This window comes from Bradyrhizobium sp. sGM-13, assembly GCF_018398875.1.
Lineage (GTDB): Bacteria > Pseudomonadota > Alphaproteobacteria > Rhizobiales > Xanthobacteraceae > Bradyrhizobium.
Window position 1 is genome coordinate 1 of the sequence record NZ_JAGWDK010000020.1, and the last position, 14672, is coordinate 14672.

Consider the following 14672-nt stretch of genomic DNA (forward strand, 5'->3'; position numbering starts at 1 on the left):
AGGTTGTCACCCATGTCTTAGGTACAGTTTGTTACCTATGTGTCCGGGCCGGACAAAGTACGATTGGTAGCGGGGGAGCGACTCGAACCCCCGACCGAACATTCGGGTCATGGCTCTGCGGCAAGCGGCGACCCGTGGCGACGACCAGGCCGACCCCCTCGCTCACAATCTGATACGCGAACCGCCGCGGCTGCACGTTTAAGTCCTCCGGGTCCGGAATAGACTCGCAGCGGCTTGCCAAGTGCTCCTCGCCCGAAAAGCGATTTCAGCTCCAAACTGCTGCCAATCTCTCAGATTGTCCGATTTACCCGCCTCAATATCCTAATCTACGACGAGCATGCGATCGAACTGCACCAATCGATCTGCGCGCCGTATCTCATGGCGTGAAGGTGCAGAACAAACGAAAGCGCACGGCGATCTACGTTCGATGAGAGCAGCAGAACGCGGTTCAGAATGAAGCGACCGAAAAACGATTTAGGCAAGCAATATCAACTGGCTGGGGCGGGAGGGATCGAACCTCCGAATGGCGGAATCAAAATCCGCTGCCTTACCGCTTGGCTACGCCCCAAAAGGCCGGGCCGGGACGCGGGGACCGACGCGATCCGTATCCGGCACCGCCGGTCTATAGAGGGAGCCCCGCCATTTCAACAGGCAGCGGGGGCGAATTTCACCCCAAAATCAGCTCCCTCGATCGGACCCTTCAATATAGGGTCACTGCTTCCGGCCTCCCGGGCCGGTTTTGGCGCCCGGGGCGGGACCGATACCGCCTACCGGAGAGTTGAGAGAACCCCGGTTTCGTGGGAAGACGGCGGCAGCTCACTGCCCAAAAAGCGAGATTATCGTCATGACTTACCGCGCGCCGATCTCCGATATCCTGCTCGCGCTCAACCACGGCGCCGGCCTGCAGGCGGCCGTGAAGGCCGGCCATTACGGCGATTTCGACGCCGAGATCGCCGCCGCCGTGCTGGAGGAAGCCGGCAAATTCGCCGGCGACGTGCTGGCGCCGCTGAACCGGGTGGGCGACGAGCACGGCATCAAGCTTGCCGACAACAAGGTGACGACCGCGCCGGGCTGGCCCGATGCCTATCAGCGCTGGGCCGCCGCCGGGTGGAACGCAGTATCGGGCCCGGAAGCGTTTGGCGGCCAGGGCCTGCCGCTCGCCATCAACGCCGCCTGCACCGAAATCTGGAGCGCGTCGAACATCGCCTTCGGCCTCTGCCCGCTGCTCACGCTCTCGGCGATCGAGGCGCTCGACGCCCATGGCAGCGACGAACTGAAAAAGGTCTATCTGCAAAAACTCGTCTCCGGCGAATGGACCGGCACCATGCAGCTCACCGAGCCGCAGGCCGGCTCCGACGTCGGCGCACTGCGCACCCGTGCCGAACGCGCCGGCGACGGCACCTACCGCATCAAGGGCAGCAAAATCTTCATCACCTATGGCGACCACGACATGACCGACAACATCGTTCATTTCGTGCTGGCGCGCCTGCCCGATGCGCCCGCGGGCACCAAGGGGATCTCGTTGTTTTTGATTCCGAAGTTCCTCGTCAATGCCGACGGCTCGCTCGGGGCGCGCAACGACATCTATCCGTCCGGCGTCGAGCACAAGCTCGGCATGCACGCCTCCCCCACCTGCACCATGACGATGGGCGATCATGGCGGCGCGATAGGTTACCTGATCGGTGAGGAAAACAAGGGCATGCAATGCATGTTCACGATGATGAACCAAGCCCGCCTCGGCGTCGGCCTCGAAGGCGTAGGCATTGCCGACCGCGCCTATCAGCAGGCGCTGGCCTTTGCGCAAGAACGCAAACAGGGCCGCGCGATCGGCAAGAAGGGCGACGGGCTCGATCCGATCATCGTGCATCCCGACGTCAAGCGCATGCTGTTGCAGATGCGCAGCATGACGGCCGCGGCGCGTTCGATCTGTTACGCGACGGCGGTGGCGCTCGATATCTCCGCCCGCGCCAAGGACCCGAAGGTGCGCGCCGATGCGGCCGCGCGCGGCGCGCTGCTGACGCCGATCGCAAAGGCATTCTCCACCGATATCGGCAACGAGGTGACGTATCTCGGCGTGCAGATTCATGGCGGCATGGGCTTCATCGAGGAAACCGGCGCCGCGCAGCATTATCGCGACGCGCGCATCACCTCGATCTACGAGGGTACCAACGGCATCCAGTCGATCGACCTCGTGACGCGAAAACTCGCTGCGAATGGCGGCGCATCGGTGTGGGCGCTGCTCGACGAACTCGGCGGCATCGTCAAGCAGGTCGAAATCTCGAACGATCCCGCCTTCGGCACGACCGGCGCGAAACTGCGCGAGGCGCTCGGCTCGCTCGAGCGCGCCAGCAAGTGGCTGCTGGAGCGCGTGGCGTCTGCGCCGAACGACGCGCTCGCCGGCGCCACGCCTTATCTGCGCCTGTTCGGCTCGACGCTCGGCGGCTGCATGCTGGCCGGCGAAGCGCTGGCCGCGAAGAGCCATGGCGATGCCGGCAATCCGCAGCGCTACGTGACGGTCGCGCGGTTCTTTGCGGAGAATATTACCGTGCAGGCGGGCTCGCTGGAGAAGACAGTGACCGACAGTGCCGATGCGGTGAACGGCGCGGATGCGGCGCTGCTGGGGTAAGCCTTTGTCGGAGTACCGCACCAGAATCCCAAAAATGCACAACAAGTTCCATTGTGTCGCTCGTGGTTTTGAGGCAACACCCTTAAAAAAACAGATAATGCCGTAGTCTCCGGCCGTTGCGGATTCATTTCGCAATCCGAAGAATGAACCCTGTCGCGTGCTTGTGTAATCAGGCTCATGCGGAGCCTTGGGAGGCCGGATCATGGACCCCTGGCAATTGGCGACGACGGCGCAGCGCCGCATCAACGTTCTCGCGGCCCTGGCTCTCGTGAGTTGGACTCTCGTTTGTCTCGCTGGCTTCAATTCGGCTTCCACCGAACGCGTCAGCGCGTCTGTCGTCAGCGCTTCCATCAAGGATGCCGGTGCTTTCATCGAGAGTGCCGACGCGCCTTCAATTGTGGAACGTCAAGAGCCATCTCTCACCGCAACCGCCGAGCCTACGCGCACGCCGCCTGCAATCGCGCTGGCAAGCGCCGCCATCGATGCCATCGATGTGCCAATCCCTGCCGCATCCGTGATCGAGAAAGCGCCTGGCACGACGAAGGCGCCTGACACGACGAAAGCTCCTGATACGACGAAAGCTCCTGACACGACCGCAGGCTCGGATGAGCCGAAACCGGTTGTCGTGGCCGCACTGACCGATCCGGCGGAGGTACTGCCGCCGGAAGTTTCTTCCGCCGAGGTTGCGACGACGATCACACCCGATTCCGCACCCGACAATGCCGTGCAGGCTGTGCGCACCATCGAGATCAACGAGGAATGTCTGGTCGCAGAGCCCTGCATCGATCGCTATTTGTGGGCTCTCTACGAGCGCGCGCCCAAGATCGACGCCATCAAGGTGCATGAGTGGAGGAAAGTGACGGTCAAGAGGAAGGGCAAGACGGTGACTGTCACCAAAACCTTTACCAGGCGTGTCGACGACGATTTTACGTGGAAGGACCCGAAGGCCGCGGAAAGAGCCGGCATGACGATGATGGACTACGTGATCGGCGGCATGGACAAGAGCTTCAAGCTAAAGCTCTTTCATATGCTCCACGCGGCGGAGCAGGCCGGGCACTCGCCTGGCATCACCAGCGCGTTTCGCGATGACTACCGTCAATCAATCGCCAGCGGCCTGAAGGCGGCAAGCGATCGGTCCTACCATGGCGGGAGTTTGCGTGGCGGCTACGGCCGCGGACTCGCGGCTGACGTGGTGAGCGTCAAGGGCGCAAGCCGGGCGCAGCGATGGGTCTCCACGGACAAGTTCTGGAAATGGATCGATGAGCACGGCAAGGAATTTGGAATCGGACGGCCCTACCTCGACAGGGATCCGCCGCACGTCGGGCCGATCGACGGCAAGGAATATGCCTCCCGCCGCGGCGGAACGAACACGCAAGACGCGCAAGCGAGTGCAAAAAAGCGCGTCCGTGTGGCCGCACGGCACGATCACAAGCGGCACGATCACAAGGCAGCAAAACAGGCGAAAACCGTAGCAAAACAGGCGAAAACCGCGAAATTGTCGAGAGGCAGGACCATGTAACCGGTCCAACGAACGCCCTTACCGCCGATGACGGGTTCGGCGACCTCTCTAACTTAGCTAGCGTCGCGAACTAGCCGCAGCGACCGTCAAGGCGATCGCTGCGGGATCGCAGCAGAGCACCATCAACAATATCAGCCAGCGCACCGCGGCTTCGGGTGCGGCACCGACCATCATCGCGAGATACTGGATCGGTCCGGCGGATGCCTCGATGCGCGAACGTTCGCCGGCCAGCGCCGCGCGTTCCGCCTGCAGTCCAACCAGCGTTGCGGTGGCCGTCTGGCGTTGCGTATCCAGCCCGTCCCGCGTCGCGCGCTCCTGTGTTGCGATGTTGATGGCCCGCGTCACCCGGCCGCGCCGTGTCGATTCATCCACGGCACGGTCGATTTGCGCGATGCGGTTGGTCAAATCGGCCACGACAGCCGATTGCGCCGAGACGCGGGCATCGAGCGATTCGATGCGCTCGGTGACGCCGGAGCGCGCCGTGGCCGCGACGCTGACATGCGCCTCGACCAGTTTGCCGAACACGCCGGCGGCGTTGATCAGCGCAAGGCCGGCAACGAGTGCGACCATGACGAAACGCATTTTCCAGTTGGTCCGGCGCCAATGCGCCGCCAGCCATCCGGCGATCACGAGCTTGCCGGCCTCCATCGTGGCGGCAAGCACCATCACGGCAACCGGATCACCGGGAAATATTTCGGCCATGCCCGCGACTGAAAAATAGGCCGCAACCGTTGCCAGCGCGAGAGCCGCGGCAATGGCAAAGGTCCGGCTGGTGCGCTCGCTCCTTGGTGGGGCGGGAACGGGAGAAACGATCTCAGGCACAGCAGGCGCGGCCGAAACCGGCGGTGGCTCAAGCGGCGCGCTGGGCACTTCCGACTCGCTACTGATCTCAGTAGCCTTGACTTCCGTTGCCTTGTCTTCCGTTACTTTGACTTCCGTTGCCTTGGTCTTAGTCGCCCTGCCCGCCTTGGCACGCCCCGCCGCTGAAGCGGAGCGGCCACGTTTCTTTGCTGCTGGGGGCGTCTTGCCGGACGGTTCAGTGCTGAACTCTTCCGCCGGTGTTGCCACCAATCTGGGGGCGCGAGTTGAGGCATTGGCCCAGGCATCAAGCTGATGCCTGATGCGCGCAGCATCATTGTCGCCGTCCGTCAGTTCGGTCGCGGAGATCGCTCGCGTGGTTGCACGGCCTGTCATGGAGTCCTCGGAACCACGGCGACAACTGTCCCTGACTCGTGATCGTTGGCAACGTTTTCGACTTGCTCGCCAATCGCAAACTTCGACATCGAAAACTCCTTTGGATTCGTCGATGCGATTATATCTCCACGAGCGGGCCGTAGCTGCTCAACGATTCGCCCTCCGGAATTTAGGACGCCGGTTGTTGCACGAATGTCTCATCCTGCTCGTCGCGCGAAACCGCTTCACACGTTGCGCGCGAGGCGAACATGGCGCGATGTCAGGATTGAGTCCGAAATATTGTCGAGAACAAAATCAGTCGGACAATCCAAGTCTTCCATGCGGCTGAGCGTCATTACGTTCTGAACAACGCCATGCATAACTGTTGCTGCGTAATGACAGTCGGGCTAATCCGCCGCCGAGGCCGTAATTCTACGCTTTGCGAATCGCCCACGCCCGGATTCTACTTTCACCGCAATTGTTTCCCTTGAGCGTTCGACTAGATCGTCCCGCGCCGAAAACGGCGCGGCTTTGCAGTGCGTAGTTTTACGGGCCGATTCCCTTAAAGGCCGGACGCGCACCCTGCTGGCACGAACCCTGCATGGCGTGAGCGAACCGGGTATTCAGCAACGAAGGTCACCCATGCTCGTCACTCTCGTCGCCGTTCTCTGCAACAGCCAGCTCTGTCTCGAAAAGGTCGTTACCACCAGTGACCAGTCCGGCATCACCATGAGCGCCTGCGCGGTCAACGCGCAGATTGGAATCGCCGATTGGCTCGCCAAGGGGCCGTATCGCGAATGGCGATTGCAGCGCTACAAGTGCGTGCTCGGCAAATACGTTCCGAAGAACGAAGCCTGAGGCGCCGCAGACTACCTCACGTTAGCGCGGTTCTTTGCCTGATATAACGAACTTGTTTGCGTCAGCGTTCGTAAACATGACCTCGCCTTCTCGCGGCGCGGCTAGCGCCCGAGGTTTGCATGAACCTTTTCCCTCAAAAGAGGGAGCAGGGAATGCCGGGTGCTTGCTGCACCCGCGGTCTCGTGTGCAAGAGATAGTGAGATGCGCACACGAGCATACAGGTACAGCCGGAGCACTCCGGCATTCCCTGCACAATGGTTTGACGGCTTATGCCGAGCTCTCCCTGGAGACGAATTCCTCTTGCCTCCATCACTGCCGGCTTGATGGCCAAATCGATCCGGTTGGATCAACTTCGCCACCGGCAGCTTGGCACCAGCCACGGGTGTCAGGACCACACGGTTTTGCCGTACGCTTCAGCGCCGTACGTCTTGCGCGCCGTGTTCGCTCACGGACAACCGCCCTGCGAACAACGCCTCGCGCCTGACGCTGCCGCGTCCACCGCATCCCATCCCGCGTCCGTGACGATCGCGATCCGCCCCTCGTGAGGGATGAGACGGCGGGATTTCTAGTGCTGATTTGGGCTGATCGAAAAGGAAATTGTTTTTTCGGAGAGGACTGGACGGGGCAAATCACGTTGAAATAGCTGAGGAAATTAGTGTTTGCGCGCAGGGCCCAGGGATGCAGGCGATTGATTTGGCGCTGTCAAGGTAGTCGCAAAACTGCTTCCGCCTCTCCTTGGTATGAGCATCGCCGTCGCTTGGCCGGACTCGGGGTACGAACGTTATGGAACATCCTCGCGACTTTCGCTGACACAGTTTGCCTCTGCAATCGTCGGGCAGTTTCGCCGTGATGGCCGTGGCGGAGATTGGCGCGTCGTGAAGTCATCGAGGCCGTGAAGTCATCGAGAAAGAATAACCGGAGATCGCCGCAGTGTCACAAGGCCCGGTTAGGCAAGGAAGATGGCTCAGTCGCGAGCTGTGCGCCGCCGGCAGGCGGGCGTGAGGTAGGAAAAGGAGTCTATGGCCCAAGACATCTTTGGCACCAGGGGCTCTGGGTTTAGACCTAGATAACTAGGGCCCGAGCCTTCTCTTAATATCATCATCCTCAATTTCGGTCCTAATGATATCAGCGCGAACCTCAAACCGCTTCATTTCCCCAGCGTGCGGAACGAAGCTACGGTCAATTGCGCTTGGGATTGGAATAAATATTCGGTTTTTCAATACGATTGTAGCAGTCGGAAACGATCCACCGCCTGCTGGCGCTTCGATTGGCTCTCGCGTCTGGAGATCGTAATATAATCCGAACTGCTCAGAATGGTGAAGGAAGATGAACAATGTCTTTTGGCCACCCCATACAATCGTTGTCTTATGAGGCTGAAGGAAAAATTCTCCCATTTCTTCACGGACGCGATCCGAAATCGCAAGGAAGCACCTGTAACGACGTAACGCTGGTTCGTTGTCTTCAATTAGCAAGAGTTTGGCAGGGCTTTCCTTCTCAATTCTAGTGATGGCAGGAGCAGGAGCCGTTTCAGCTTCACTGAACGTTTGATCGGGAGAAGCCACCTGGAGAGCTTGCTCATTCTGAATTACGTCGCCAACAACTTGGCTCGCCTGTACGGTCGCACTCGGCTCGACATACTGGACGTTCATGCGGACAGCCATCTTAGACAGTTCAACTGCTTTATCGACTGTAATTCGCCCTTCGCGCTGGTCTTCCCAAATCTGAGGAAGGTTTCCTAGATCGCGATCGCCGTATTCAAACAATTCCCGCGATTTCCGGATCGCCTTGAGGAACGCTTCCGCACCTTGTCGAGTGCTGCTCGGCACGTAATCTGCCACCTTTGGAAACACAACATTTCGCACGAAATCCTTCGCCATTCCCGCAAAGGCCGCAATGTCCTGCTCGAACAAGTCGAACAACATTTTCACGGTCTGTCCTTCACGATTAAAGGTAAGCAGGACTTGCTCGCCCTGCCTTTGTGCTAAGAGCGGCTGACCGTGAGAGATTTCTCCGAAGCTGACTTCAGACTTCAGAAAATAATCAATATCTAGGAGCATCTCGATTCTGAAGGCAAAAGCGCTCTCCGCCAAATCGAGCTTGTCACGCGACTTCCGATGCCTGACCGTAGGGCTATCAGAGATTTTCTCCGTCTTGATTTTCGAGCTGATGTATAGCTGTTCACACTGCCGCCGCGGGTTTGATCGGGCCAGCACCAAAACAGGAGACTCTTCAGTAGCGTGCAACTTGATGATGCCTGGATCCGCGCCTTCATAAAGAAGCATAGGTTTTGCAGCGGTGATCATTGCAAGATCCGAAAGGGATACTCGGTCGTCAGGAACGATTGTAGCTTTTAGACGTCCTAGCAAATCAACGCGGTTATGCCGCGCGGCCCAAGCCATAAACGGCGTGCTGAGATCGCACTCGTCACGAGTGCCAATTATTTCGGATGCAAAGGAGTCGACCTCAACCATCATTGATTGAAGGAATTGCACCCCATCCACAGTAATTGCTTCGCGCCCGGCAGTTGGCTCCAAAACTAGGAGATCAACAACGCCGCCAAATTGATACGCGGAACTCACGGAAGCATTAGCAAGCCCGAAACCACTACGAAACGCTCGCAGCGTCGAAATCCCGCTCCGAAGCACCATTCGCCCCGCTAGGGGATTACCGCTCCAAATAAGTCGTGTCAGTTCCAACCACACATCCGCATTGTTTGACATCACAAATTTTGCGTCCGCGATAAGGCGTGCTCCGATTCTACGGTCGACAAAGTTGGTTTGCCATGCGACAGGCACCATCGGAACGGCGGTTTCGATCGCTTGCTGGCTAACGAGTTCTCCATTCACATAGATAGGAATATCAACAAGGAAAACGAAACTCTTAATATACTCTCGCGCTTGATCAACATTTACATGAGAATTGGGAGAAATATGCGCTGTCACCACCGTTCCGGCTGAAGGTTCGCTATCCAGCCGACGCAATTCAACGCAGTCTTCCTTGAGCGAAAGTTTCGCTTTTTCTGCATGGCTGTGAGACCGCTCGCCTGTGATAGCACTTTGCGTTTCAACCGTGAGCGCATCAGCTATTCCAAAGCTAGCCATTGCACCGATGCCAAAGGTCCCTACTACCCCGGCAGCGCGCGCCTCGTCATTGTTCTTGCTACTGCTGCCAGCCTTCCAGAAATGTTCTCGTAGATCCAAGGACGTCATGCCGAGTCCATTGTCCGCGACCGTCACTTCAACAGGAGTTATTGTTATTTTTATTTCCGGATTAAAGCCATTTCCTTCTCTGTGAATTCTCTGTCGAATGGCATCAAACGCATTCTGAGTGTTTTCACGTAGCAATGCCAAAGGACTTTGGTAAATTTGTTTGGCAAACAGCTCAATTATGCGTTGAGCGTCAAATTCAAAAGGGATCAGTTCTGTAGTTGTCATCGCGGCCCTTTCATGAGTCGCAACAGAGCGATTCGCTCCGCAAGGCTACGCCGTATTGGCTCCTCGAGACCCTCAGCGCAGTTAGAACCTCTTCGGCACCATCAAGGTCACCCAAATTAGTTAGGGCTGCTATTAGAGTGGTAGTTTCGCTGGTTGAGTGCGAGTCGGCGAATAGCGCTTTTAAGAAGGTCCAATCTTCGCACCGCAAGGCAGCCTCTGTTGCGATTTTTCGAGCATAAGACCCGATTGGAGCCGGTATTGACCGAATATAATCTAAGGCTGCTTTCCAGTCGCGGCTACCAAGAGCGCGTTCAGCTTGTTCGATTGCTCGGCGTTCGTTTTGCTGCGCCACATTCACTTGTCGCCCAGCAGCATCAAGAGGAATCTGCCAACCGATCTCAGTGTAGCCCTGAAGAAATCCTTGTCCGGATGCTCGCGTAAAATGACCACCTTCAATCATTTCTCTGACGTGAACCCTAGCGCCTGAATAATCGTCGTTGATCACAATCAGATTGTATTGACGATTGACCCCGCGTGGGAGTTCTCGAAATCCAGCGCAAAGGCTCCCAGCGCTAACGACCGCCATTTCCTGCGATCGCTCGCGATGTACGTAGTAAGCCGCCGCAGCGGCTACATGTTGATGACCATGCATTCCAAGCTGAAAACCGTGTCCAGCTAATTGGTAGACCTCATTAATGTCCAAATAATCCACGCGCGTTGGGGGGCCTTGAACGCTGTGATGCCAGAGCGCGACCTTCAGCATGGATTGTCGTTCTCGGTCTCGCAGATCGAGATAGCATCGTCCAACAACTCCCGGCCTAAATGACCCCGAATAAGAAAAACAATCGTTTCCGTGCGTTGAGTCGAATGCTGCTACGACAACGCGCCCATCATCTAAATCGAAAAACTGGTATCCGCGGTGACGATCAATTCGAACACTAGTTCCGGCGTAAAATCTCTCAGTGAATTCCCAGTAAGCATCGAGTCTAGCAGCATAACGATTCGGATTTGCGATCCGATAAAGCTGCAAGTCTTTCCAAGACCACCTATAGCCAGATCCTGGCTCGTTTATCGTTGCATATACGTTCTGACGTGCCGGGTCACCGTCTGGCACAACCTCCATCGAACTCAGGGCGGTATTCCAACAAACATCGTGGTTCCCGGGGATGATCACCATCTTGCTCCGATCCCCGTTCAGAAACCGCTTGGTGAGTTGATCTAGGAAATCTTCTGCTACAAGGTATTGTTCGCGGACGACCTTTTCCCAATCGGACTGGCCAAGTCGGGCACCCTGCATCAAATCGCCGCTCACGATAATTGCGTCCGGTGGCGGTACTGCGGGAGTTTCCCCTATGTACCTGTCATGGTCATTCACCAAAGCAGCTACAAGAGCGGTGTTGTCGACAGGCTCTTCCGGCGATCTATGCAGGTCCGAAATATGCAAAAGTGTGAACAAAGAATTGGCCTGCTAATACTCGGATAAGATGGCGCAGCCTGAACAACTCCCGCTAGGATTGTCAAGCGACTACTCCCGAAATCCACGATGCCGACAAATGGGACCATTCAGCATTTTGACGGCACGCAGTATTGGCTATTCGGCCAATCCGTTTGTCGGGAGCAAGTGCCGGTTGTAGCAGAGTCCACCTCGCGGGCGGCCCGCTCGCTGTCGAGACCTTGCAGCACCTCGCAAAGCATCAACTCGCCGACGATAATCGCCCCGTGCCGAGTAGTGCGCGCGATCGCCGGACATCAGGCGCATTGCGCCGTTGAGGAAATCGATCCAGACGCTGCTGTCGACAACGATCACCCGGCCCCTTGCCCCTTTCGACTGCGGGCGAGGTTGCCGCGCCACCGGTACTTGCCAAAAGCCCTATCGACTTCCTGCTGTCCGCGCAGCCTGATCATCAGGCGCAGCGCCTGTTCCACCGTCTGCTTCTTGGTTCGCTGGCCAGAGGCTTTTTGCGCTTCGGCCATCAACGCGTCGTCGATTTCGATATTGGTGCGCATGACCAGTCTCGATGTGATGTGTATGGATCGATGATACTATACACATCCAGGCGGCGCAGTGGCGGCACGGGATGATGGGTTTCGCTTCCGCCTTCGCTCGTTGAGCTACGGCGGACAAGTCGCTCTACCCATCCTACAAGATACACGAAATCGGCTTCAGCCCCGCCTCGATCGCTGCCCTTCGCGGCTCCAGGAACGGCGGCAGCGCCAGTTTCTCGCCGAGCGCTTCTATAGGCTCATCCGTCGCAAAGCCCGGGCCATCCGTCGCGATCTCGAACAGGATGCCGTTGGGCTCACGGAAATAGAGGCTGCGGAAATAGAAGCGGTCGATCTCGCCGCTGTTGGGGATGCGGAGCTCGTTCAGCCGCTGCGTCCAGGCGTGGTACTGCGTCTCGTCGGGGGTACGGAACGCGACATGGTGGACACCGCCGGCGCCCTGGCGGGCGACTGGCGAGGCCTTGTCTTCGAGCACATGCAGCTCCGCGGCGGGGCTACTCTGTCCCTTTGCTTCGCCCATCTCGAAGACATGAATCTCCGCGCCGTGGGCGGCGTACTCGCGCACGCGGCGCATGTTCATGATCTCGGTCAGCACGAAGGCGGTGCGCGACAGCTCATGCACGGTCAGCACGATCGGACCGAGGCCGCGGATCTGGTGCTCTGATGGCACCGGGCTGCGCTCCCATGGCGAGGCCGGCCCCACACCGGCATCGTCGACCAGCACCAGCCGCTGCCCCTCGCCGTCCTCGAACGGCAGCGTCAGCCGGCCGTCGACTTCGATGATATCGCGGGTCGCCGCGCCCGCCTTCTTGAGGCGATCCCGCCAGTAGCCGAGGGTCTTCTCGCCGGCGACGCGCAGGCCGGTGCGCGAAATCGAGTTGGTTCCGCGCCGCTCGGGGGCCGCGGGAAAATCGAAGAAGGTGAGATCGGTGCCGGGATTGGCTTTGCCGTCCGCATAGAACAGGTGATAGGCGCTGACGTCGTCCTGGTTGACGGTCTTCTTCACCAGCCGCATGCCGAGCAGGCCGGTGTAAAACGCCAAATTCTCCCGCGGTTTCGCCGAGATCGCGGTCAGGTGATGAATTCCGCCTAGCTGCATTGCGTTATCCTCGTAGTCGCGAAAAATCGCGTGGGATAGTTGGGCCTTTTACCGGATCATGTAGGATGTGGCCGAATGATTGGCCAGTGGCACTGTCGCCGCCTGCTACCGTGTAGGGTGGGCAAAGGCGCGTGAGCGCCGTGCCCACCATCTTTCCGCTTAGAGCAAGTTCGATTGTGTGTGGTGGGCACGCTTCCGCCTTCGCTCTTCGAGCTACGGCGGACAAGTCGCTTTGCCCACCCTACAAAGTCCAGCCTTGATCCTGTATATCGGTGCCATGAGAACTCTCTTCCGTCCCATTCTTGCATTGTTGATCTTGTTTGCGCCTGCGACGCCATCAGGCGCGCAAACCACCGCGCCGGTCGACCTGCGCATCCTCGCGATCAACGATTTTCACGGCTACCTTCGCCCGCCGCAGGGCGGGATCACGATCACCGATCCCGAGGACAGGACGAAGAAGATCACGGTCCCCGCCGGCGGCGCAGAGCATATGGCGACGCTGGTGAGCCAGCTTCGTGACGGGCGCAAGAACTCGATCTTCGTCGCGGCCGGCGACTTGATCGGCGCCAGCCCATTCCTGTCGGCGATGTTCCATGACGAGCCGACGATCGAAGCGCTGTCGATAATGGGTCTGGCGCTTTCCTCCGTCGGCAATCATGAGTTCGACGAGGGCAAGGACGAACTCTTGCGCATGCAGAATGGCGGCTGCCATCCGGTCGACAAATGCCAGGGGCCGCACCCGTTTACGGGCGCGAAATTCCGCTATCTCGCCGCCAGCACGATCGAGAAGAGCAGCGGCAAGACGGTGTTTCCTCCATACGAAATCCGGACATTCGACGGCATCCCGGTCGCCTTCATCGGCCTGACGCTGAAAGGCACGCCGGGTCTCGTTGCACCTGTCGGTGTTGCCGACCTGGAATTCCGCGACGAGGCGGATACGGTGAACGCGCTGATCCCTGAACTGAAGGCGCGCGGCGCCGAGGCGATCGTCGTCCTGATCCACGAAGGCGGATTGCCGACCGGCGACTACAACGAGTGCCCTGGCATTTCGGGGCCGATCGTCGACATCGTGAAAAAGTTCGACAAGGCGGTGGATGTCGTGGTCTCCGGCCATACTCATCGCGCCTATAACTGCGAGATCGACGGACGGCTCGTTACCTCCGGCGACAAATACGGCACGCTCGTCACCGCGATCGATCTCAAGCTCGATCCCGTGACGCGCGACGTCATCAGCGCCAAGGCCGACAATACCATCGTCCGCACCGCAACGCTGGCGAAGGACGCCCAACAGACTGCGCTGATCGAATCCTATGACCGGCTGGCCGCGCCGATCGCCAACCGCCCAGCGGGCTCGGTGACGGCAACGCTGTCGCGCGTGCCCAATGCCGCCGGCGAGAGTCCGCTCGGCGACATCATCGCCGATGCGCATCTCGCCGCGACCAGCAGCGAGACGAAAGGCGGCGCGGTCATCGCGTTCACCAATCCCGGCGGCGTGCGCGCCGACGTAACGCGGAAGGAAGATGGCGCGGTGACCTATGGCGACGTGTTCGCCAGCCAGCCGTTCCGCAATCAACTGGTGACGCTGACGCTCACGGGCAAGCAGATCAAGGACATGCTGGAGCAGCAATGGCTCGATCCGAAGCGCCCTCGGATCCTGCAGGTGTCGAAGGGATTCGCCTATGCGTGGGACGCGACCAAGCCTGACGGCGAACGCGTGCTGCCCGAGCGGATGTTGCTGAACGGGCAACCGGTCGATCCGGCCGCGAGTTATCGCGTCACCGTCAACAATTTCCTTTTCGTCGGCGGCGACGGTTTCACCGTGCTCACGCAAGGAACCGCACCGCAGGTCGGCATCTACGACGTCGACGCGCTGTACGCCTATTTCAAGGCAAACAGCCCGGTCAGCCCGACCGCTGCCGATCGCATCACCAGGATCAATTAGCGGCGACGCGCGCGGGG

General features: G+C 59.1%; 9 protein-coding genes and 1 tRNA gene. 4 read left to right on the forward strand and 6 right to left on the reverse strand.

The window, feature by feature from the left end; genetic code table 11:
- Nucleotides 1-493: 493 nt before the first annotated feature.
- Nucleotides 494-568 (reverse strand) — tRNA-Gln (locus KJQ96_RS26245).
- 276 nt (nt 569-844) lie between these two features.
- Between KJQ96_RS26245 and KJQ96_RS26250 the strand changes: the two genes are divergently transcribed.
- Nucleotides 845-2626: an acyl-CoA dehydrogenase gene (locus KJQ96_RS26250; RefSeq protein WP_213289301.1), complete on the forward strand. Its 1782-nt coding sequence runs from the start codon at nt 845-847 to the stop codon at nt 2624-2626.
- A 202-nt stretch (nt 2627-2828) separates the two neighbouring features.
- Nucleotides 2829-4145 (forward strand): hypothetical protein, encoded by a 1317-nt coding sequence (locus tag KJQ96_RS40445; protein ID WP_249734550.1) that lies wholly within the window; start codon nt 2829-2831, stop codon nt 4143-4145.
- 57 nt (nt 4146-4202) lie between these two features.
- On the opposite strand, the gene KJQ96_RS26260 is transcribed toward KJQ96_RS40445, so the two are convergent.
- Nucleotides 4203-5339 (reverse strand): hypothetical protein, encoded by a 1137-nt coding sequence (locus KJQ96_RS26260; RefSeq protein WP_213289302.1) that lies wholly within the window; start codon nt 5337-5339, stop codon nt 4203-4205.
- Between the two features lie 621 nt (nt 5340-5960).
- Between KJQ96_RS26260 and KJQ96_RS26265 the strand changes: the two genes are divergently transcribed.
- Nucleotides 5961-6176, forward strand: a complete 216-nt coding sequence (locus tag KJQ96_RS26265) for a hypothetical protein (RefSeq protein ID WP_213289303.1) — start codon at nt 5961-5963, stop codon at nt 6174-6176.
- A 1070-nt stretch (nt 6177-7246) separates the two neighbouring features.
- Here KJQ96_RS26265 and KJQ96_RS26270 read toward each other — a convergent pair.
- From KJQ96_RS26270 to KJQ96_RS26285, 4 genes are all read right to left on the reverse strand, one after another.
- A complete protein-coding gene (locus KJQ96_RS26270) occupies nt 7247-9610 on the reverse strand; it encodes an ATP-binding protein (RefSeq protein ID WP_213289304.1) in 2364 nt (787 codons plus the stop codon).
- Nucleotides 9611-9620: 10 nt separating this feature from the next.
- The gene (locus KJQ96_RS26275; RefSeq protein WP_213289305.1) at nt 9621-11066 is read right to left on the reverse strand and encodes a metallophosphoesterase; all 1446 of its coding nucleotides are present in this window, start codon (nt 11064-11066) and stop codon (nt 9621-9623) included.
- Between the two features lie 347 nt (nt 11067-11413).
- Nucleotides 11414-11617, reverse strand: a complete 204-nt coding sequence (locus tag KJQ96_RS26280) for a type II toxin-antitoxin system VapB family antitoxin (RefSeq protein ID WP_213289306.1) — start codon at nt 11615-11617, stop codon at nt 11414-11416.
- 133 nt (nt 11618-11750) lie between these two features.
- Nucleotides 11751-12713 carry a ring-cleaving dioxygenase gene (locus KJQ96_RS26285; protein WP_213289307.1) on the reverse strand — a complete coding sequence of 321 codons (963 nt, stop codon included), beginning with the start codon at nt 12711-12713 and terminating at the stop codon, nt 11751-11753.
- A gap of 277 nt (nt 12714-12990) precedes the next feature.
- Here KJQ96_RS26285 and KJQ96_RS26290 point away from each other — a divergent pair, with 277 nt between their 5' ends.
- Nucleotides 12991-14655: a bifunctional UDP-sugar hydrolase/5'-nucleotidase gene (locus KJQ96_RS26290; RefSeq protein ID WP_213289308.1), complete on the forward strand. Its 1665-nt coding sequence runs from the start codon at nt 12991-12993 to the stop codon at nt 14653-14655.
- Nucleotides 14656-14672: the final 17 nt, after the last annotated feature.